At 52.9% G+C, this 19,815-nt stretch carries 20 protein-coding genes; 2 read left to right on the forward strand and 18 right to left on the reverse strand.

Annotated features, from left to right (window positions below; all coding sequences use genetic code 11):
* Positions 1 to 93: 93 nt before the first annotated feature.
* The 12 genes from pheT to YERSI8AC_RS12710 form a co-directional block, all read right to left on the reverse strand.
* Positions 94 to 2,475, reverse strand: coding sequence for a phenylalanine--tRNA ligase subunit beta (gene pheT / locus YERSI8AC_RS12655; protein ID WP_022523300.1), 2,382 nt, complete (start codon positions 2,473 to 2,475; stop codon positions 94 to 96).
* A 26-nt stretch (positions 2,476 to 2,501) separates the two neighbouring features.
* A complete protein-coding gene (gene pheS / locus YERSI8AC_RS12660; RefSeq protein WP_022523299.1) occupies positions 2,502 to 3,521 on the reverse strand; it encodes a phenylalanine--tRNA ligase subunit alpha in 1,020 nt (339 codons plus the stop codon).
* Between the two features lie 159 nt (positions 3,522 to 3,680).
* Positions 3,681 to 4,034 carry a 50S ribosomal protein L20 gene (rplT, locus tag YERSI8AC_RS12665; RefSeq protein WP_007114344.1) on the reverse strand — a complete coding sequence of 118 codons (354 nt, stop codon included), beginning with the start codon at positions 4,032 to 4,034 and terminating at the stop codon, positions 3,681 to 3,683.
* Between the two features lie 64 nt (positions 4,035 to 4,098).
* Positions 4,099 to 4,293, reverse strand: coding sequence for a 50S ribosomal protein L35 (gene rpmI / locus YERSI8AC_RS12670; RefSeq protein ID WP_027959586.1), 195 nt, complete (start codon positions 4,291 to 4,293; stop codon positions 4,099 to 4,101).
* Between the two features lie 82 nt (positions 4,294 to 4,375).
* A complete protein-coding gene (gene infC / locus YERSI8AC_RS12675; protein WP_009287797.1) occupies positions 4,376 to 4,867 on the reverse strand; it encodes a translation initiation factor IF-3 in 492 nt (163 codons plus the stop codon).
* Between the two features lie 60 nt (positions 4,868 to 4,927).
* Entirely contained in the window at positions 4,928 to 6,850 is a 1,923-nt protein-coding gene (thrS, locus tag YERSI8AC_RS12680; protein WP_009287796.1) for a threonine--tRNA ligase, read from the reverse strand.
* A gap of 221 nt (positions 6,851 to 7,071) precedes the next feature.
* Positions 7,072 to 7,941, reverse strand: coding sequence for an OmpA family protein (locus YERSI8AC_RS12685; protein ID WP_022523297.1), 870 nt, complete (start codon positions 7,939 to 7,941; stop codon positions 7,072 to 7,074).
* 334 nt (positions 7,942 to 8,275) lie between these two features.
* Positions 8,276 to 8,743, reverse strand: coding sequence for a DUF2489 domain-containing protein (locus YERSI8AC_RS12690; RefSeq protein ID WP_022523296.1), 468 nt, complete (start codon positions 8,741 to 8,743; stop codon positions 8,276 to 8,278).
* Positions 8,744 to 8,867: 124 nt separating this feature from the next.
* Complete coding sequence (gene cyoE, locus YERSI8AC_RS12695; protein ID WP_022523295.1) at positions 8,868 to 9,785, reverse strand: heme o synthase; 918 nt, start codon at positions 9,783 to 9,785, stop codon at positions 8,868 to 8,870.
* 14 nt (positions 9,786 to 9,799) lie between these two features.
* Positions 9,800 to 10,852 carry a COX15/CtaA family protein gene (locus tag YERSI8AC_RS12700; protein WP_009287793.1) on the reverse strand — a complete coding sequence of 351 codons (1,053 nt, stop codon included), beginning with the start codon at positions 10,850 to 10,852 and terminating at the stop codon, positions 9,800 to 9,802.
* A 32-nt stretch (positions 10,853 to 10,884) separates the two neighbouring features.
* Positions 10,885 to 11,394: a hypothetical protein gene (locus tag YERSI8AC_RS12705; protein WP_027959588.1), complete on the reverse strand. Its 510-nt coding sequence runs from the start codon at positions 11,392 to 11,394 to the stop codon at positions 10,885 to 10,887.
* A 5-nt stretch (positions 11,395 to 11,399) separates the two neighbouring features.
* Positions 11,400 to 12,119 carry an SURF1 family protein gene (locus tag YERSI8AC_RS12710; protein WP_041159466.1) on the reverse strand — a complete coding sequence of 240 codons (720 nt, stop codon included), beginning with the start codon at positions 12,117 to 12,119 and terminating at the stop codon, positions 11,400 to 11,402.
* Here YERSI8AC_RS12710 and YERSI8AC_RS12715 point away from each other — a divergent pair.
* Complete coding sequence (locus YERSI8AC_RS12715) at positions 12,118 to 12,309, forward strand: DUF2909 family protein (protein WP_022523292.1); 192 nt, start codon at positions 12,118 to 12,120, stop codon at positions 12,307 to 12,309. The genes YERSI8AC_RS12710 and YERSI8AC_RS12715 overlap by 2 nt on opposite strands.
* Before the next feature lie 5 nt (positions 12,310 to 12,314).
* Here the strand turns inward: YERSI8AC_RS12715 and YERSI8AC_RS12720 are convergent, their stop codons facing one another.
* The 5 genes from YERSI8AC_RS12720 to YERSI8AC_RS12740 all read right to left on the reverse strand — a co-directional run bounded on the left by YERSI8AC_RS12720 (position 12,315) and on the right by YERSI8AC_RS12740 (position 16,966).
* A complete protein-coding gene (locus tag YERSI8AC_RS12720; RefSeq protein WP_022523291.1) occupies positions 12,315 to 13,175 on the reverse strand; it encodes a cytochrome c oxidase subunit 3 in 861 nt (286 codons plus the stop codon).
* Positions 13,172 to 13,831, reverse strand: a complete 660-nt coding sequence (locus tag YERSI8AC_RS12725) for a cytochrome c oxidase assembly protein (protein ID WP_022523290.1) — start codon at positions 13,829 to 13,831, stop codon at positions 13,172 to 13,174. Before YERSI8AC_RS12725 ends, YERSI8AC_RS12720 begins: the two co-directional genes overlap by 4 nt.
* A 41-nt stretch (positions 13,832 to 13,872) precedes the next feature.
* On the reverse strand, positions 13,873 to 15,507 hold the full coding sequence (ctaD, locus tag YERSI8AC_RS12730) for a cytochrome c oxidase subunit I (RefSeq protein WP_009287788.1): 1,635 nt from the start codon (positions 15,505 to 15,507) through the stop codon (positions 13,873 to 13,875).
* A 45-nt stretch (positions 15,508 to 15,552) separates the two neighbouring features.
* Complete coding sequence (coxB, locus tag YERSI8AC_RS12735) at positions 15,553 to 16,665, reverse strand: cytochrome c oxidase subunit II (protein WP_009287787.1); 1,113 nt, start codon at positions 16,663 to 16,665, stop codon at positions 15,553 to 15,555.
* A 127-nt stretch (positions 16,666 to 16,792) separates the two neighbouring features.
* A complete protein-coding gene (locus YERSI8AC_RS12740) occupies positions 16,793 to 16,966 on the reverse strand; it encodes a DUF2970 domain-containing protein (protein ID WP_081742603.1) in 174 nt (57 codons plus the stop codon).
* A 169-nt stretch (positions 16,967 to 17,135) separates the two neighbouring features.
* Between YERSI8AC_RS12740 and YERSI8AC_RS12745 the strand changes: the two genes are divergently transcribed.
* Positions 17,136 to 17,348 (forward strand): hypothetical protein, encoded by a 213-nt coding sequence (locus YERSI8AC_RS12745; RefSeq protein WP_022523287.1) that lies wholly within the window; start codon positions 17,136 to 17,138, stop codon positions 17,346 to 17,348.
* Between the two features lie 27 nt (positions 17,349 to 17,375).
* On the opposite strand, the gene hrpB is transcribed toward YERSI8AC_RS12745, so the two are convergent.
* Positions 17,376 to 19,814 carry an ATP-dependent helicase HrpB gene (gene hrpB, locus YERSI8AC_RS12750; protein WP_159176838.1) on the reverse strand — a complete coding sequence of 813 codons (2,439 nt, stop codon included), beginning with the start codon at positions 19,812 to 19,814 and terminating at the stop codon, positions 17,376 to 17,378.
* Position 19,815 lies beyond the last annotated feature (1 nt).

Genomic DNA, 19,815 nt, shown 5'->3' on the forward strand with positions numbered 1-19,815 from the left:
CAAACGCTCTGTACCAAACGTACAGTAGCAAACGCATTGCCAAGAACGTGATAAGCATCGTGGCGTAGCCCAGGCACTCACATAGCTACTTAATTAGCCGCGCAGCTCAGCATCTAACTTGACACGCACTTGTGTCACAATTGAATCAACCAACTGATTGATTTCCTCGTCGTTTAGCGTGCGCGATGGATGCTGCCAGGTCAAGCCCAAAGCAATACTCTTGTGCTCTTCGGCCACACCTTTACCTGAATAGACGTCAAATAGCTTGATATCTTGCAGATACTCACCTGCTTGCTGCTTGGCGCAATCCAACAGCGCCTGCACAGGAGTCGCCTCTTTGAGTATAAACGCCAAATCACGGCGCACCTCAGGAAAGCGTGATAACGGTTCAAAGGCAGGAATACGGCCTTGGCTAAGCGCATCCAGACGCACTTCGAAGAGCACCGCATCCATCTTCAAGCCAAGCGTTGCGCGCACCTGAGGGTGCAGGGTACCGATCCAACCCGCAGGCTCTCCACGATGCAGCAGCTGCGCACACTGCCCCGGATGAAGGGCCGGGTGCTCTGCAGGCTCAAAGCGCCATGCGTCAGCGTCACCGCCCAAGGCCAGGACACTCTCCAAATCGCCCTTTAGATCGTAGAAATCCACCCGCCCTTTCGCATCACTCCAGCCCTCTGCTTCCCGCGCACCACAGACCAGAGCACCAAGCATCGGGACTTGTGACAACTCATCCAGTTCGCCGTTGAAAACCAGCCCGGTTTCAAACAGCCGCACGCGGGTTTGCTGACGGTTAAGGTTATACTCCATGGCGCGCACCAAGCCGGGAAACAAACTAGCACGCATCACCGACAAATCAGCCGAGATAGGGTTAGCTAGCGCGGGGCTTACAGCATCGGGCAGCATGGTCGCTTGCAGCTCAGGAGCCACAAAGCTGTAGGTAATCGCCTCTTGGAAGCCGCGGGCAACCATCTGGCGGCGCAGCCGTGCCTGGGTAAGCGTTGCCTCGTCTGCTGAACGGAGCGCCAAGCGTGCCGCCGGCCGGCGCACCGGCAAATTATTGTAGCCATGGATACGCGCTACTTCTTCGATGAGATCCTCTTCGATGGCCAGATCAAAACGCCAACTCGGCGCAGTGACTGCCCAGCCGGCATCCTGCACGCTGACTTCAAGCCCTAGGCGTTGCAAGATATCAGTTACATCATCACTATCGAGAGCCTTGGAAAGCGCTTTTTCTAACCGTTCACTGCGCAAGAAAATAGCGCGCTCAGCAGGCATACGCTCAGCACTTTGCGCTTCTACAAGAGGCCCTGCTTGGCCGCCGCAGATATCAATCAAAAGCTGTGTGGCGCGCTCAACGGCAACTGGTGTCAATTGCGGATCGACGCCGCGCTCAAAACGGTGCGATGCATCTGTGTGTAGCCCGTAGGAGCGCGCCTGCCCCGCAATGGCAAGCGGAGTGAAGAACGCTGATTCAAGGAAAATAGTCTGGGTATTTTCATTAACGCCGGAGCTTTCCCCACCCATCACACCTGCCATGGCTAGCGGGCCTGAGCTGTCGGCAATGATCAACGTTTCGGGGCGCAGCGCCATATCACTACCATCAAGCAGTGTTAGCCGTTCGCCCGGCTTGGCCATGCGAACCACTATGCCCTCTTGCAGGTTGTGGCGGTCAAAGGCGTGCATCGGCTGGCCCAATTCCAGCATGACGTAGTTGGTAATATCCACCACTGGGTCAATCGAGCGCACGCCACTGCGGCGAAGACGTTCTACCATCCACAGCGGTGTTTCAGCCTTAACATTAACGCCCTTGATTACGCGACCAATATAGCGCGGGCACTGCTCTGGTGCCTCTACGCTCACCGCGAAGCTATCCTCAACCTCCGCGGCCACCGGTGCGATTACGGGCCCGTTAACCGGCAAACGGTTAAGCACGCCGACCTCTCGCGCCATCCCCTTAATACTCAGGCAGTCTCCCCGGTTGGGCGTCAGATCGACCTCAATCGTCATGTCATTAAGATGCATGAACTCTCTGAAATCGCCCCCCACCGGCGCAGATGACGACAGCACCAGGATGCCGGGCGAGGTCTCTTCTTCAAGCCCCAGCTCCGATGCAGAACAAATCATCCCGCGCGATTCAACGCCGCGTAGCTTGGCTTTTTTGATTTTAAAATCACCTGGCAGCACGCCACCCACCTGGGCAAAGGGGATTTTCTGACCAACATCAACATTGGGTGCACCGCAGACAACCTGCACAGGCTCGCCACTACCGTCATCAACGGTGCACACATTGAGCTTATCCGCGTCAGGGTGCTTCTCTTTACTCAGCACCTCAGCCACCACTACACCGCTGAATGCGGCGGCTACCGGCTCAATAGCGTCGACTTCCAAGCCCGCCATGGTGATTTGGTCGGCCATTGCCTGCGTTTCAAGCTGCGGCGAAACCCACTCACGCAGCCACTGTTCTGAAAATTTCATCGTTGATCCTGTATTCGGCGGCGGTCTTAAGCGAATTGACGTAAAAAACGCAGATCGTTTTCAAAGAACAGGCGTAAATCATTCACGCCGTAGCGCAGCATTGCCAAACGCTCAGCCCCCATTCCGAAGGCAAAACCGGTATAGCGCTCGGTATCAATACCCGAGTGACGAAAGACTTCAGGATGCACCATGCCGCATCCCATCACTTCCAGCCAGCCGCTGTGGGAACAGACACGACAACCTGATCCACTACACATCACACACTGAATATCCACTTCGGCGGAGGGCTCAGTGAATGGAAAGTAGGATGGACGGAAACGCACCGAAAGGTCGTCGCGCTCAAAAAATGCCTGCAGAAAGTCTTCGATAGTTCCTTTAAGGTCGGCAAAGCTAACCCCCTCATCGACCAGCAAGCCCTCCACTTGGTGGAACATGGGGGTGTGAGTCAAATCTGAATCGCTGCGATAGACCCGCCCCGGGCAAACGATACGGATAGGTGGCTCACTACTTTTCATAGTACGCACTTGCACCGGCGAGGTGTGAGTACGCAGCAGGCGGGTGGCGTCAAAATAGAAGGTATCAGCCATACCGCGAGCGGGATGGTGCGCGGGAATGTTGAGGGCTTCGAAGTTGTGATAATCGTCTTCAATTTCAGGCCCTACCGCCACGTCATAACCAATACGTGTGAACAGCCCCTCTATGCGCTCAAGCGTACGCGTGACGGGATGCAACCCACCGCTGGCCTGACCACGCCCTGGCAATGTGACATCGATACTTTCAGCGGCCAAACGGGCATTCAGCGCCTCACTTTCAAGCTGTTCGCGCTTAGCATCAATTTCGTCGGCCAGCGTTTGCTTGGCTTGATTAATACGCTCGCCTGCTGCCGGGCGTTCTTCGGCTGACAGCTTCCCCAGGCCCTTCAGCAAGGCAGTTACCTCACCTTTCTTACCTAAGTAGCGTACTCGTAACTCGTCTAGTGCGGCGACACTCTGCGCAGCCTGAATGGCGTCGCGAGCCTCAGATACCAGAGTAGGAAGGTGATCCATCCGTTTCACTCCGAATTAAGCGGTGTCCATCCGTGAAGATGGCGTGGCACGTTGAAGGTGACAAAAAAACAGGGGAAGAGCGGCTGCTCTTCCCCTGGATGGGTCACTCTGAAATGACCTCAGGCACGTAACACGGGCACAAGCCCTATGCATATTACCTTATTGGGCAGCCTTGGCTTTTTCCACGATGGCAGCAAATGCAGCCTTCTCGTGTACTGCCAAATCGGCCAATACTTTACGGTCGATTTCGATACCGGCTTTCTTAAGACCGCCAACAAAGCGGCTGTAAGACATACCGTTAACACGCGCACCAGCGTTAATACGCTGGATCCATAGCGCGCGGAACTGGCGCTTACGATTGCGACGGTCACGGTAAGCGTACTGACCAGCTTTGATTACAGCTTGCTTGGCAACACGGAAAACGCGTGAACGGGCACCGTAGTAACCTTTGGCAAGCTTCAATACTTTTTTATGGCGACGACGCGCTACTACGCCACGTTTAACTCGAGTCATAACACACTCCTGACTTTAAGGCTGAGGCAAAAAAATTGTGCACTCAGAAAAACGAAAACCCGACTTATAGATTCGGCAGCATACGCTGGATGAGCGCTTTATCAGACGCGTGGATCTGCTTCATTCCACGCAATTGACGCTTACGCTTGGTCGATTTCTTGGTCAAGATGTGGCTACGGTGAGACTGCTTGTGCTTAAAGCCATTAGCAGTCTTCTTGAAGCGCTTGGCAGCGCCGCTGTTGCTTTTGATTTTCGGCATGAGGAAAACTCCGCTCGATATTTTTTAGAAAACCCAGGGCCGACCACCGGTTTAACGGTGGCCCGTTGACATCGCCGTTGGATCACTTCTTTTTCGGGGCAATAATCATGATCATCTGGCGGCCTTCCATTTTAGGAAAGGCCTCTACCACTCCGATCTCTTCCAGGTCTGCCGCGATCCTTTCCATCAGCTTACGGCCGATATCCTGGTGCGCCATTTCACGACCACGGAAGCGCAGTGTGACTTTGCCCTTGTCACCACCTTCCAAAAAGCGCGTCAGGTTTTTAAGCTTGACCTGATAATCGCCTTCATCGGTGCCAGGACGGAATTTGACTTCCTTAACCTGGATTTGCTTCTGCTTCTTCTTTTGAGCCGCTTTCTGCTTCTTGGTCTCAAAAACGAATTTGCCGTAATCCATAATCTTACAGACGATGGGATCGGCATTCGAAATTTGCACGAGATCTAAGCTTTCAGATTCAGCACGCTCTAGCGCTTCGGTGGTGGGCACAACGCCCAACTGCTCACCGTCGCTACCAATAAGGCGTACTTCTTCTTCGACAATTCGCTCGTTCATTGGTGGGCGTTTGTCTGCTGGACGCCCGCGCTGGTTGCTTCTCTTGATCGTTCCGTCTCCTTAGGCCATTGACGATGTCGCCAGGGCTGCTCTCTCGGCAGTATGGCGTTCAATAAATTCATCGACCGTCATTGTACCGAGGTTTTCGCCGCTGCGTGTTCGCACGGCCACTGAGTCAGCTTCGACTTCCTTATCTCCCACCACAAGGAGATAGGGAACTTTCTGTAATGTATGCTCACGGATTTTAAAGCCGATCTTCTCGTTCCTCAAGTCCGCTTTAACACGCAAGCCACTTTTTTGCAGACGTTTCTCCAATTCGAGCGCATATTCACGCTGCGAATCGGTGATAGTCATGACAACCGCCTGCTGAGGCGCAAGCCATAATGGCATAGCGCCCGCATAATGTTCAATCAAGATGCCAATGAAGCGCTCCATGGAGCCTACAATAGCACGATGCAGCATTACCGGCGACTTACGCTGACCTTCTTCAGTCACATACTGAGCCCCAAGCCGCTCTGGCATCATAAAATCGACCTGCATAGTGCCGACCTGCCATTCACGCCCCAGACAGTCTTTCATATGATATTCAATCTTGGGGCCGTAGAACGCGCCTTCGCCAGGAAGTTCCTGCCACTCGACGCCACAAGTTTTCAATGCGCTACGCAGCGCATCTTCTGCCCGATCCCAAACCTCATCACTTCCAATGCGCTTTTCCGGGCGAAGAGCAATTTTAATAGCTATATCTTCAAAGCCGAAATCACTATACACCTTTAGCGCTTGGCGATGAAAATCAGTCACTTCAGGCTCAACTTGAGCTTCAGTACAGAAAACATGGCCATCATCTTGCGTAAATGCCCGCACACGCATAATGCCGTGTAAAGCACCTGAAGGCTCGTTACGGTGGCATCCACCAAACTCACCAAAACGAACGGGCAATTCGCGATAGCTACGCAAACCAGAATTAAACACCTGAACATGTCCAGGGCAGTTCATCGGCTTAAGAGCATACTCACGCTTTTCGGATTCAGTAAAGAACATGCCGTCCGCGTAGTTATCCCAGTGCCCTGATTTTTTCCAAAGCGATACGTCCATAATCTGAGGACAGCGTATTTCTTGATAACCACCCTCTTTATAGACGCCCCGCATATATTGTTCGATCTGCTGCCATAGCGCCCAGCCGTTTGGATGCCAGAATATCATCCCCGGCGCCTCTTCCTGCATGTGGAAGAGATCCAGCCGACGCGCCAACTTACGGTGATCGCGTTTCTCCGCCTCTTCGAGACGTTTGACGTAAGCCTTCAGCTGTTTTTTATCACCCCACGCGGTGCCGTAGATACGCGTCAACATAGTATTTGCAGCGTCACCGCGCCAATAAGCACCGGCCAACTTGGTCAACTTAAAGGCTTTTAAGTGGCGGGTATTTGGCACATGAGGCCCGCGGCACATATCGGTGTATTCTTCGTGATGATAAAGCCGGATGGTCGCGTCATCGGGAATATCGCGAACAATTTCCTGCTTATAAGGTTCATCGCGGTGTAAAAAAGTCAGCATTGCCTGGTCACGATCAACATACTCGCGTACCACATCGTACTCACGCTCTATCAGTGACTGCATACGCGCTTCGATGGCTTCCAGGTCTTCCGGTGTGACAGATTGACCAAACTCAATATCGTAGTAGAAACCATCTTCAATAACTGGCCCGATGGCCATTTTGGCCTCGGGGTACATCTGCTTAACCGCATGACCAATGAGGTGAGCGCAGGAGTGGCGAATAATTTCCAGCCCTTCAGCGTCACGGGCAGTAATTATCGCCACCGTTGCGTCTTGCTCGATCAGGTCAGCGGCATCTACCAGCACACCATCGATCTTTCCAGCGATACAGGCCTTAGCCAAACCAGGGCCAATGGATTCTGCGAGCTGCATAATGGTTAGCGGTGCTTCAAACGTCTTTTGACTGCCGTCAGGCAGAGTAACAATAGGCATTCAGATTCCTTGAGCGCAGTGGTGATCCATACCAAGGATCACATATCGCTATCAATGGTCTTGGGAGAGGTGTAAATGTACCAACATAAAACAGCAGCAAGACTAGCAGACTTGCCGACCGCTTAAAATAAAAACGGGAGGCATAAGCCTCCCGTTTCTTTACCTGTGGATTGCCGCTAGCACTTTATAACCAAACCGCAAACCTCAGATGATAAGTGAACTTAGTTCCACTCATCCAGTTCAACGCGACGGTTCTGGAAGCGACCTTCTTCAGTCTCGTTAGAGGCGACCGGACGCTCTTCACCGTAACCTACCGCACGCATGCGGTTAGCTTCTACGCCACGGCTCGCCAAGTAGTTAGCAACAGATTGAGCACGCTCTTGTGACAAGTTTTTGTTGTACTCGTCAGAACCGCGTGAATCAGTGTGGCCTTCGATGCTTACGCGAACATCAGGGTTGCTGACCAAGCGCTCTGCAACACCGTTAAGCACGCTCTGAGCGTTAGAGGTTAACTGAGCAGAATCAAACTCGAAGTTAACATCTTCCAGAACTACGCTATCCGGGCAACCCAGGGCGTTCACTTCTACACCAGCAGGAGTGTTCGGGCACTGATCACGGTAATCGGGCACACCGTCGTTATCGGAGTCAAGCGGGCAACCGTTGGCATTAACTTCAACGCCAGCGGGAGTGCCTGGGCACTGATCGCGGTAGTCCGGCACGCCATCACCGTCAGAATCTAACGGGCATCCCTCGGCGTCAACTGCAACACCAGCAGGCACTTCGCCATAGCTCGGGCACTGAGGTGCAACCGGCTCAGGCGTACGATCAGCACATAGCAGACCGCCGATAGCAGCACCAGCTGCGGCACCAGTAGCAGCACCGCTCTCTTCATCAGAACTACTGCTGGTGGCGTAGCCAATGCTGCCACCGATAACGCCGCCTGCCAGACCACATACCGCAGGGTGCTGGTACCAGCTGCGGTCGCTGCTAGCGCTTGCTTGGCCGGAAGACTGTGAGGCCGAGCTGGCACAGCCAGATAGACCTACTACCAGTGCGGAACCGATGAGCAAGCCAGTCGTTGATTTTTTCATGCAAGACTCCTTCTTGATCCAATGCTGAAATGGCCATAAGTGACCAAATCTATCCAATGCTTCTTATTGCGAGAGCATCCATTTTTCGCCTGCTCCATATCGCTGTTGATAGTATCAAGCTCCCAGTACCAATAATCACGTACTAATTACTCAACACCCAGTCGATATAGAGCGATGTGCCTATCATTCACGCTTAAGCGCAGGAAGGCAACAATGCCAAGATATCAACTTCTTGCCAATACCGACATCCTTCAGCATAGCAAAATTGCCGCAATGGGCACTAAAAATTAGCTTGCTATGCTTTTGGGCGGTTTAAACCGCTCAAAACCTGTCATTAATGCAGCGCTTTTCTGCCTTGGGCACGCCATTTCAGCACTGCCCGAGCTGCCTCCAATACGGCATCGCGCATATCATTTTCTACCATCAGCCGCTCTTTGTCTTCCTGCATACGCTCTCGGGGGGACAACTGTTGACGAGCGGTATGGGTATTCAGGTGTTGAGTGCGGCTGTAGTGCTCGGCAAATGCCTTAAATTCAGTTCGTTCCGTTAAACTAGGATCAATGATTTCCAGTAACACCTTGCACCGCCAGGCGCCTTCGGTAATATCGACCTGCTCCTGAACCAGTGCGCTTGCTACATAATCGAGGTTTTCTAAGCTATTTTGTTGGGCGCGAGCGTCTTCATCGCGACGATAAGCTTCTCGACGACTCACCTCTTTGCGTAACGACCATGCGTAGAAACACAACCCTACAATGACTGCAATCGCCACGGCGAGTAATACCAGCGCTACCGTTGAGCTCATGACACTCCTCATTCAGCGGATAAATTGCTTGACGAAAATTGTACACCCTTATACCACTATTCTGCCAATAGCATCTAGGCTTGCTTCTCTTCTGACTGCATAGCTGTCCAACTCTTTGTTTGGATCACCAAGCAAGCGCCGCAGCGTAGTGATCAAGTAATAGCGCCCCAAAAACACCTAATAAATAGCGAATTGAGAACCAGAATGCGCCGATAGGAGCAGCAGGATCCTGACCACGCCACACTCGCCAATTCCACACCATGAAGCGCGCATTCAGGCACAGCACGACCACTAGGTAGAGCGCGCCGCTCATGCCTATCATCACCGGCAGTAAGGTGGCTAACACCGTTAACCACCCATACAGCCAAATTTGCAGCCGCGTAAAAGGAATGCCGTGGGTAACGGGCAGCATGGGGATACCAGCCCGGGCATAATCATCGCGCTTGTGAATGGCCAGCGCCCAAAAATGGGGCGGCGTCCAGGCAAAAATAATCAGCATTAAAAGCAAAGGCTCGGGGGTAATTTGCCCAGTAATAGCGACCCACCCCAGCAGTGGCGGCGCAGCGCCAGCAACGCCTCCAATGACGATATTTTGTGGTGTCGCCCGCTTTAAAAAAGCGGTATAAATCAGCGCATAACCAATTAGGGAGGCAAAGGTTAGCGCAGCCGTTAAATGGTTAACCTGCCACACCAATAGCGCAACACCCGCGACTGAAAGCAAGCACGCCCAACCTAGAGCGATTGCCACGGGTAGACGTTTACTTGCCAAAGGACGACGAGACGTTCGTGTCATTACCGCGTCCAAGTGGCGGTCGATGACATGGTTAAAAGCCGCCGCACCGCAAGAGGCCAAGCCGATACCGGCTAGCCCAAGGACTACGTTCGTCAATGGTGGTAGGCCCGGGGTTGCTAACGCCATTCCTACGGCAGCACACACCAACATAACGGCAACAACTTTCATCTTGCACAGACCAAGGAGCTCTTTCCAGCCCCACACCATAGAAGGCACTGCCGTGGGTAGCGTCATTGTTATATTTCGCATGGCATGCTTCCCTTTTATTGAACGATAACGTTGTTATAAGGTGAATGAGTCGTCGTTGAGTAAACGCCAGCCTCATGATAGCGCCAACGCCACCAGGCCCAAACGAGCCCAACGGCCAACGCAATGGCGCCCGCTGTGTGCAGTAGCGCCAGCCAAAGCGGCAACCAAAGCACCACATTGGCCACCCCCAATGCAGCCTGCAGCACATACAAACCGACGACAATCGCTAGCGGCCTTACCACATTCTGCCACTGTCGATAACGCCACCAGAGCACTATTAGCCCGACACCAAGCAACAATGCCCCCAGGCGATGTACCACTTGAATCGCGGTACGTGCATCGGCATGTAAATGCCCATGTAGGTAATTGGGCCCCACGGTCTGGGTAAGATGGAAGCCCTCGCTGATATCCATCGCGGGCATCCACTGGCCATTACAAGTAGGAAAACCTTGGCAGGCAATACCGGCATAATTGCTGGACACCCACCCACCTAGAGCCAATTGCACTACCAGCAAACATGCCGCAATACCCCACCACGCATTCACTCGCCGAGGCTCACTTGTTGGCTTTGGCGCCACAGCGAGGCGTAAGCGAAGATGCAGCCAAAAGAGCAGCAGCAGCACACTCAACCCGCCCAGAAGGTGAAGGGTAACGACTTGAGGCCATAACTTGAGCGTAACGGTGAAGGCACCAAAGGCGCCCTGGAGCAAAATAACCACCAGCAGCATCAAGCTTAGGTGCCATGGGTAATCGCGACGATGACGCAACGGCCAGCCCAAGGCTACAACGCTAACGATCACCAATCCCAGCAGCGTCGCGATATAGCGATGTACCATTTCTACCCACGCTTTAAAGGGCTCCAACGGGACATCGGGATGATGAAGCGTGGCAAGATCATTATCAGGAACTAATAGCTTGCCGTAGCAACCCGGCCAGTCAGGGCAGCCTAAACCAGCATCGACTAAACGCGTCCAGGCGCCTACCAGCATCACTACGGCAGTAAATAGAGTACCTACCAGCGTTAATCGCACTAACCAGCGCAAGCGGCGCTCAAATGAATCGTGCATGGCGTTTCCTTAACAGCAGAGGCTAGCGCACTTTATTGAGGATTCACTTTAAGTAGATGCTGGATATCCTCGAGCACATCCTCAGTGGCTACGTTGGCCTCAAAGGCCAGTGCTGGTCGCCCCATTGGATCAAGCAGCCAAGCCGAGTTGGCTTGACGCCACGGAGGTAAGTGCTGCCATTCGCTGGTCATTTCTCCTGGCAGCGATTCGGGATCCCCACCAATCCGTAAGCGAGTTAACCTCGGCGCTTCGCGCCCTAAAGCACGGTGTAAACGCCAAAACTCATCCTTACGCTGCTCACACTGCTGAGAGCAGTCAAAGGCCAAGACCCACTCCTCTTGGCTATTGACCGCAGCTATTGTTAAAGGCCACTCGTCAAGCATGGGCAATTCCAGCTCCACATTGCCGTGAGCAGTATGGCGATCGGGAATACCGATGCGTAACTCGACCATTCCCCAAGCAGCGACCATGGGCGCCGCAAAAACGACAAAAATAAGGATTAACTTGAGCCGCTGACGGCGAATATGTCTGGCGTCCTGCATACTTTTCACCTCTGTTTATTTTTATTAACTAAAGCTTTTTTATCAGCGCCATCGCGACGCAGTTTATATCCGCCAATAAACATCACCATCAAGGCCGCCAGTGCCAGCCCCCACCATTGAAAGGCATAGCCCATATGCCGACTGGGCGGCATCACATTGGCTTCCCACCATGGGATTAAGACCCCATCGCCTTCGCTGGCGTGCAACCAGCCTGGGTAACTAAACGCGCCTAGCGAAGCGTGCCAGGGTTCAAGGCTAAGCTGCTGCAGCCTTGCCCCTTCTCTATTTTCCCCATATAGCGGCCCGCCAGACTGTACCTCCTGCCACTCGCCAATCACTTCGACCGTACCGCTGGGTGTGGTTGTCTGCGGCGTTTCGCGACGCGGCCCGGTGGCTAAAAAGCCACGCTGTACCAGCCAAAGCTGCCCGAAACTATCACGCAGCGGGGTTAGTACGGCCACCCCCACTCTTCCGTCTACAACGCGATTATCCAAATAGAGCGTTTGCTCCGCCAAATACTGCCCACGCAACGTTACCTGGGCGCCTTGCGCTGGCTGCTCGGTAGGCTGCACTAAGGTAGGGGCTGCATCGCGAACGGCGATGGCCAACCGCTTGTCATCTGCCCGTTCCCACTGCCATAGTCCTAAACTAATACCTAACGCCACCAGCAAACTCCAAAACAGATACCAACTATAAAAACGCCATTGCCGAGAGGGATTCATCATGTGGTTACAACTACTCATTGCCGCCGTGTTTATTGCGATGGTTATCAGCTTGGCCGTAGGCGCCATTTTCCTGATTAGAGATAACGTCTCTTCCCGCCGCCTGCTACTCTCTCTCAAATGGAGAATTGGATTAGCCTGTCTGCTCATGGCCCTCATTATTTTCGGCTATTGGTCGGGCCAGTTAGGCTAATGCGGTTATAAGACGTAGACAAAAATAAACAGCCCAACCCACACCACATCAACAAAGTGCCAGTACCAGCAAGAGGCTTCAAAACCAAAATGGTTTTCGTCGCCAAAGTGGCCCTTGATAATGCGTACCAGCATGGTGGCTAAAATCAGCGTGCCGATAATCACGTGCACACCATGAAAGCCGGTCAAAATAAAGAATGTTGCCCCGAAAATTCCGGCTTCCAAGGTAATGCCATAATGGGCGTAGGCCTCGTAGTATTCGACACCCTGGATCATGATAAAGCAGCAACCCAATAGCACCGTTCCCGTTAGCCAGTTGCGGCAAGTCTTCCGGTCACCCACTTTTAAAGCTTCATGAGCAACGGTGAGCGTGATGCTGGAAGTTATCAAAATCAGCGTGTTGACGAGAGGCAGTTGCCACGGGCTAAAGACTTGTTCAGGGCCGGCAATGGATGAGTCCGGTGGATTCAACAACGGCCAAGTGGCGACAAAGTCAGGCCATAGTAATGCGGAAACACCTTTTGCCCCCTCTCCCCCTAACCATGGAATAGCAAACATGCGTACGTAAAACAGCGCGCCAAAAAAGGCGGCAAAAAACATTACTTCCGAAAAAATGAACCAGCCCATCCCCCAACGAAATGAGCGATCCATCTGCTCATCATAAAGCCCTCCCCGAGACTCACTAATGACGTCACGGAACCAGAGCCCCATCACCGCAAGAATGCCTACCACACCGATTAACACCAGCGGTAACCCGGTGTCATAAACGAGTTTAATGCCCGTGCCGACCATCATGGCGCCTAGGGCAACCGAGCCGAGAACAGGCCATCGGCTACTCGCCGGAACATAATAGCTACCACTGCTCATATCGCTTCTCCCGCCGCTTTATTGTTTTTAGGCGTGTTACTGAGATTGTTTATAGGGTCGTTTACAAGCTCGTTGTTAGCGCTGCTCTTAAGCGTATTATCCAATGCAGCATTTTGAATCACATGCTCTATCGGGTAGAGGGTATACACCAGTGTAATAGTATTAATATCGTCGGGCAGATCACGCGCTAGCTGGAATACCAGCGGTATGGTTAACCGCTCATTACCCTGCAACTGCTGCTCCTGAAAGCAGAAACAGCTGATTTTACGTAGATGCGTCGTGGCAGTAGAGGGAGACACACTGGGCACTGCTCTCCCCCAGCTTTCGCTACTGCTATTATTGGTGAAGGTAAAATCGACTTCCGCCATTTGCCCGGGGTGCACACTCATCTGGCGCATTTCAACGCTCATTTGCCACGGCAGGCCCGGGCTACCACGCGTGATAAATTGCACATTTATATAGCGCGACTCATCGACTTCTTCGTGCACGACGCTCTTCGCAGTGGCGTCCACCTTGCCGTTAATACCAGTAATGCTACAAAAAACGTCATAAAGCGGCACTAGTGCAAAGGCAAAGCCAAACATGCCTATCAATACGGCGATTGTTCTAATAACCGTGCGGCGCACACCTACCTTTGCCTGCTCTTGGCTATCCATAACACCTCTTAGGCCAGTGACCCATGTGCTTTATGTCATTGCTAGTGGGACGTACGATGAAACACTGGCGGCGTTTCAAACGTATGCAGTGGTGCTGGACTAGGCACCGTCCATTCTAAATCCTCGGCCCCCTCCCAGGCTTTTGCTGGCGCTTTTTTGCCACCGCGCACGCACAGTATGACGCCCAATACAAAGAGCAGTTGAGATGCGCCAAAGAAGAAGGCACCGATGCTTGAGAGTAAATTAAAGTCCGCAAACTGAAGGGCGTAGTCAGGGATCCGCCGCGGCATTCCCGCCAAGCCTGCGAAGTGCATGGGGAAGAAGGTTAGATTGACACCAATAATCGAGAACCAGAAGTGCCACTGGGCCAGCTTCTCATTGGGGTAATGCCCGGTCCATTTAGGCAGCCAGTAATAGACCCCCGCCATAATCGCAAAGATTGCCCCCGGGACTAGCACATAGTGAAAGTGGGCAACGACGAAGTAGGTATCGTGATACTGAAAATCCGCCGGTGCAATCGCCAGCATAAGCCCTGAAAAACCACCAATGGTAAACAGCACCACGAAAGCCAGAGCAAACAGCATCGGCGATTCAAAACTAATCGAGCCGCGAAACAGTGTGGTTACCCAGTTAAATACCTTCACGCCGGTTGGCACGGCGATCAGCATGGTGGAATACATAAAGAACAACTCTGCCACCAAAGGTAGACCCACTATAAACATATGGTGAGCCCAGACTAAAAATGACAGCAGTGCAATGGCCGCAGTGGCGTACACCATTGATGCGTAACCAAACAAAGGCTTACGCGCGAAGGTGGGGATAATCGCTGAGACAATACCAAAAGCTGGCAGAATCATAATGTATACTTCGGGATGCCCAAAGAACCAGAATAGATGCTGGAACAACACCGGATCCCCACCACCTGCCGCATCAAAGAAGCTGGTGCCAAAGTTGATATCCATCAACATCATCGTGATGACACCCGCTAGCACCGGCATTACCGCAATTAATAGGAAAGCGGTAATCAGCCATGTCCATACGAATAGCGGCATATCCATTAAACGCATACCCGGCGCACGCATATTTAAAATGGTCGCGATGATGTTGATGGCACCGAGAATAGAACTAATACCGGCAATATGTAGCGCAAGAATAAAGAAAGTTGTCGAAGGTGGAGCAAAATTCGTCGACAGCGGTGCATAAAACGTCCAACCAAAATTAGGGCCGCCGCCGGGCATTAGTAGCGTTGAAAGTAGCAGTGTGAATGAAACAGGAAGAAGCCAAAAACTGAAGTTATTCAACCGAGGTAACGCCATATCTGGCGCGCCAATCTGTAGCGGTATCATCCAGTTGGCTAAACCGGTAAAAGCAGGCATTACCGCACCAAACACCATGATCAAGCCATGCATGGTGGTCATCTGGTTGAAAAATTCAGGCTCGACCAGCTGCAGGCCGGGCTGGAAAAGTTCCGCCCTAACCACGAGGGCGAATATCCCCCCGATGAAAAACATCGTCAGCGAAAAAATCAAATAAAGGGAGCCAATCTCTTTATGATTGGTGGTCAGTAGCCAGCGAAAAATGCCTTTCGGCGGCGCAGCATGACCATGGGACTGCCCATCGGCGACGGCCGTGGTGCTATGTTGCAGCGGTGGCTGAGGAGGTAGTTTGGGCGCCATGTGTCTCTCCGAAATATTGTTGTCTAATTGAGTGGCAAACCAACATCACTGGGCAATTAACTCAGCTACTGCAGAGGGCTGCACGACATCACCCGTATCATTACCCCAGGCGTTACGCGTATAGGTGACCACAGCCGCTATCTCAACAGGGTTTAAGGTGCTACGGAAAGCAGGCATAGCAGCACCCGATACACCGTTGACGACCCTATCTAGATGCCAATCCACATCATTGATGAGCTGTTCGTTATTTGCCAACGCGGGAAAGGCGGGTGGAGAACCTTGGCCTTCGGCCTGATGACAAGAGGAGCAGATCGATTGATACACTGATTCGCCGCGCTCAACTAGCTCATCCATTGCCCATTCACGGTCAACCCCCATGGCTTCCTGCTCAGCAGCCTCTTTGCGCTCAGCTAGCCAGCCATCAAACTCCTCCTCCTCCACAGCGTGCACCACCACAGGCATAAAGCCGTGGTCGATACCGCACAGCTCAGCGCACTGCCCGCGGTAAATACCCGGCTCGTTGATCTTCACCCAATTCTCATTGATAAAGCCGGGAATCGTATCCTGCTTAACCGCTAAATCCGGCACCCACCAAGAGTGAATAACGTCATCTGAGGTCATTAGAAAGCGCACTTTACGATTTATCGGCAGCACCAGCGGCTCATCAACCTCTAATAGGTAGTGCTCTCCGCGAGTTTCTTCTCCGCTGATTTGCGTTCTCGGCGTACTCATATTGGAGGTGAATGCCACATCTTCCCCCAGGTATTCATAGCGCCAACGCCACTGCTGGCCGGTAATCATTACATCCAACTCGGCGTCTGATGAGTCATACATGTTTTTTAAAGTTGCGGTGGCGGGCACCGCCATACCTACCAGGATCAAGATAGGGATAGCTGTCCATAACACTTCCACACTAGTGTGCTCATGAAAGTGGGCGGCCTTTGCACCTTTGGAATGGCGATAGCGAAACAGGGAGTAGAACATTGCCCCAAATACCACCAATCCAATCACGACACATATCCAGAATATGGTCATGTGCAGGCCGTAAATATCGCTACTCACATCGGTAACGCCGACAGGCATGTTCCAACCGTTCGTTTGAGCCTGCGATCCACTTGCAGCAAGGGATACGGCCATTAGCCACCACCGTGAACGCATAGAGACCTCCAGTTTTATTGTTGTTATTTCTTATCGTTAGATTAGGGTAGGATGAAATTAGATATTAGCAGTATAGAAAATATGTGCGATTCGTCACGCTTTGCTTATTTAACGCTATCAACGCTTTTCAGCGGGCCGCAAACATGGCCAAAAAAACAAGCATCAAAACGAACAGTAGCGTGATCACCACCCCCGTAACGAGGTAGGCTGCGGGCCTGCCACTGCTAAAGTCCTCTTCCCGCTTTTGATTACTTTGAACGCCTAGTAGGGCTGCTAACACTGACTTGACTACAGACCACATACCACCTCCGGTTTTCTTTGGCTCTCGTATCAGTCTAAGGCTGAAGGGTTAGCCACTATTATCATAGACCTACATAAGCATTTACAGCCACGTAAATGACCACTTATAGTTTCTCAATGTGAGATACTCAGCCAATTCTCAGGATCAGCGCCACCCAATGGAGTGCCTTATGCTCAAGCGCCACCTCGCCTTACCCATCACACTGTTTTTGATCATTCCACTGCTGCTGGCAGGCTGCACGACTTACACTTGGCCGGATGGGTCTAAGGAAACCGTCATCGGCGTAGTGCCTGAAGAAGAGAATCAACGCTATGAGGAAGAACGCGTAGATGGCGTGCGCTATCGCATTCCCGATGAAATCCCGGAAAAGCGCAGCGAGTAATTATCGGAGTCGAAGCAGCGAAACCGGTCACGCCTTTCGCTTGGTATGCGCAGTGGCGGGTGCTGTCAGTGGGTCTTCAGGCCAGGGATGCTTTGGATAGCGACCGCGCATCTCTTTGCGTACTTCAGGATAACCCTTCTGCCAAAAGCTAACCAAGTCCTGGGTGACTTGCAACGGCCGACGCGCGGGAGAAAGCAGGTGAATCATTACGGCAACGGCACCATCGACAACGGTGGGCGTTACCCGCCAGCCAAAGGCCTCTTGCAGTTTCAACGCTAACACAGGCGGCCGCTGGGAGAGACACGGCAGGTAGTCTAAGCCAACCTGCTTGCCGCTAGGAACCTCAAGCGCTAATGGGACTAACTGCGCAAATTCACGTTGTGCTTCCCAGCTCAGTGAATTGAGCAAATAGCGCTCTAGCGGCAATTTCTCAATTTGGCTCAACCGTTTAATACCGATTAGGTAAGGGGCTAGCCAGCTCTCTAATGAGGCTAATAGCGTTGGCTCGGACCAGTCGGGCCACTCGTCCCCCTGGTACTTGCGAAGTAGCGCCATTCGCCCGCGCAACTGCTGTAAATTATCGCCAAATAACTGCTCGGGCCGCTGGCGTAGTGCATTCAATAGCGCCCCTTTCACCGCCTCCTCGGGTAAGTGTGCTAAAGGTCGTTTGGCAATGACGAGGCTGCCGTGTGCTTGTACCTCTTCACCGATTAAACGGCCCTGTTCTTGCGACCACGCCACTCGTGGCTGCCATTGGCGAATATCAGGATATAGCGAAAGCAGCGACTCAAGTGATAGCGGTTCGCCTGAGATGATCCGCGCCTGATCACCAGCCGCACTATTTAATGCGACAGCAACAACGTAGGCTTGATGCGCCAACGTATCGTTTAACGGCAGCGTAGCGGTTTTGCCATTGGCAAGCCGAAACTTACCCGGCTCAATTGACTGGCCAAGGCGCTCAGGGTACGCCAGCGCTAAGAGTGGCCCAAGCGGCACTAGCACGGCGTCATTAAGCGCCACTCCTGCTCGTTTAGCCAGCCTAAGTGCTTCACGCTGCCAACTGGGGAAGCGTTTAGGCTGACGCAGACGCAGTGCTAATGCATCGTGCAGGGATCGCTCGTTGCTGTCGCGCTCTTCAAGGAGCACCGCTACCCCACAGGCTAGAGACATAGCATTGAAGTCTGAAGCCCGCTCTAGCATCACGGCAATTCTCGGTTCAACTGGCCACTTGGCACAGCGGCTACCTAGAGGGGTAAGCCTGTGCTCGTGATCTAACACGCCTAATTGCTCGAGCAGCGATTGGCCACTGCGCCAGGCACCCTCCGGCGGCGATGTTACCCAGCTTAGCGCTTGGGGTGATGCGACGCCCCAGCACGCCAGTTCGAGCACTAGTGATGAGAGATCCGCTTGCTGAATTTCAGGCTCACCATAAGGCGCCAACGGCTGCTCCTGGGCCCAGAGCCGAAAACAACGGCCTTCCCGCTGACGCCCTGCACGCCCCCGACGCTGATCGGCACTGGCGCGATTGATCCGCCGGGTCGTTAAACGGGTTAGCCCGGTACGCGGCTGAAAAAGTGGCACCCGCTCCAGGCCACCGTCAATCACCACATTCACACCATCCACGGTAATGCTCGATTCGGTGATGGCGGTGGAGACGATAATGCGCTGTTTCGATGTATTCGCCGCCAAGGCTGCCTGCTGTTCAGCAATACTCATTCTGCCGTGCAGCGGCCGAATCGCCAGATGGGGCAGCTTTTTTTCCAGCGCCTGAACCAAGCGATTAATTTCGGCGACTCCGGGCAAGATTACCAGTATGCCTTGAGTACCAGGCAGTGATAGCGCTTCCTCAACCACCCGAAGTGCGTGGCTAATGCTCTCCTCACCACTCAGGGAAGGACGATAAGCCGTCGCCACAGGATACTGACGCCCATGGCACTCAATAACAGGTACTTGCTCGCCCAACACCCGCTTGAGCGCTTCGACATCCAAGGTTGCAGACATCACCAGTAGGCGCAAATCATCGCGAATACTGGTCTGCACATCCAGCGTTAGCGCCAATCCCACATCAGCTTCTAAACTGCGTTCATGGAACTCATCAAAAATGATCCCGGCAACGCCTTCTAACAGCGGGTCATCTTGCAGCATGCGAGTGAGTACGCCCTGGGTCACTACTTCCAAGCGGGTTTGCGCGCTCACACAGCTATCACCGCGCATGCGATACCCCACCGTTTGGCCAACGTCTTCACCCAATTGCCGGGCCATAAAGCTGGCTGCCAAACGCGCAGCTACACGACGAGGCTCAAGTAACAGTAGTTTTTGCCCTTTGACCCACTCTTCTTCAAGTAAACAGAGCGGCACGCGGGTGGTTTTACCCGCCCCCGGCTGGGCAATCAGCATCAGCCGATTATGGGTAGTCAAGATGGTTTTAAGCGGATCAAGATACTGATCAATAGGCAAAGCGCTCATG

The sequence above is a fragment of the Halomonas sp. 113 genome, assembly GCF_904067645.1.
In the GTDB taxonomy this organism is placed as follows: domain Bacteria; phylum Pseudomonadota; class Gammaproteobacteria; order Pseudomonadales; family Halomonadaceae; genus Vreelandella; species Vreelandella titanicae.

Excerpts from the sequence above, each read along its gene's own strand:
- YERSI8AC_RS12690 (WP_022523296.1), bottom strand. The coding sequence starts at position 8,743 with ATGAGCTCAACGGTAGCGCTGGTATTACTCGCCGTGGCGATTGCAGTC.
- pheS (WP_022523299.1), bottom strand. The coding sequence starts at position 3,521 with ATGGATCACCTTCCTACTCTGGTATCTGAGGCTCGCGACGCCATTCAG.
- ctaD (WP_009287788.1), bottom strand. The coding sequence starts at position 15,507 with ATGGCGCCCAAACTACCTCCTCAGCCACCGCTGCAACATAGCACCACG.
- hrpB (WP_159176838.1), bottom strand. The coding sequence starts at position 19,814 with ATGAGCGCTTTGCCTATTGATCAGTATCTTGATCCGCTTAAAACCATC.
- thrS (WP_009287796.1), bottom strand. The coding sequence starts at position 6,850 with ATGCCTATTGTTACTCTGCCTGACGGCAGTCAAAAGACGTTTGAAGCA.
- YERSI8AC_RS12745 (WP_022523287.1), top strand. The coding sequence starts at position 17,136 with ATGCTCAAGCGCCACCTCGCCTTACCCATCACACTGTTTTTGATCATT.
- YERSI8AC_RS12725 (WP_022523290.1), bottom strand. The coding sequence starts at position 13,831 with ATGGATAGCCAAGAGCAGGCAAAGGTAGGTGTGCGCCGCACGGTTATT.
- YERSI8AC_RS12740 (WP_081742603.1), bottom strand. The coding sequence starts at position 16,966 with ATGTGGTCTGTAGTCAAGTCAGTGTTAGCAGCCCTACTAGGCGTTCAA.
- YERSI8AC_RS12700 (WP_009287793.1), bottom strand. The coding sequence starts at position 10,852 with ATGCACGATTCATTTGAGCGCCGCTTGCGCTGGTTAGTGCGATTAACG.
- YERSI8AC_RS12685 (WP_022523297.1), bottom strand. The coding sequence starts at position 7,941 with ATGAAAAAATCAACGACTGGCTTGCTCATCGGTTCCGCACTGGTAGTA.
- rplT (WP_007114344.1), bottom strand. The coding sequence starts at position 4,034 with ATGACTCGAGTTAAACGTGGCGTAGTAGCGCGTCGTCGCCATAAAAAA.
- YERSI8AC_RS12715 (WP_022523292.1), top strand. The coding sequence starts at position 12,118 with ATGTGGTTACAACTACTCATTGCCGCCGTGTTTATTGCGATGGTTATC.
- infC (WP_009287797.1), bottom strand. The coding sequence starts at position 4,867 with ATGAACGAGCGAATTGTCGAAGAAGAAGTACGCCTTATTGGTAGCGAC.
- coxB (WP_009287787.1), bottom strand. The coding sequence starts at position 16,665 with ATGCGTTCACGGTGGTGGCTAATGGCCGTATCCCTTGCTGCAAGTGGA.
- YERSI8AC_RS12705 (WP_027959588.1), bottom strand. The coding sequence starts at position 11,394 with ATGCAGGACGCCAGACATATTCGCCGTCAGCGGCTCAAGTTAATCCTT.
- YERSI8AC_RS12710 (WP_041159466.1), bottom strand. The coding sequence starts at position 12,119 with ATGATGAATCCCTCTCGGCAATGGCGTTTTTATAGTTGGTATCTGTTT.
- pheT (WP_022523300.1), bottom strand. The coding sequence starts at position 2,475 with ATGAAATTTTCAGAACAGTGGCTGCGTGAGTGGGTTTCGCCGCAGCTT.
- cyoE (WP_022523295.1), bottom strand. The coding sequence starts at position 9,785 with ATGCGAAATATAACAATGACGCTACCCACGGCAGTGCCTTCTATGGTG.
- rpmI (WP_027959586.1), bottom strand. The coding sequence starts at position 4,293 with ATGCCGAAAATCAAAAGCAACAGCGGCGCTGCCAAGCGCTTCAAGAAG.
- YERSI8AC_RS12720 (WP_022523291.1), bottom strand. The coding sequence starts at position 13,175 with ATGAGCAGTGGTAGCTATTATGTTCCGGCGAGTAGCCGATGGCCTGTT.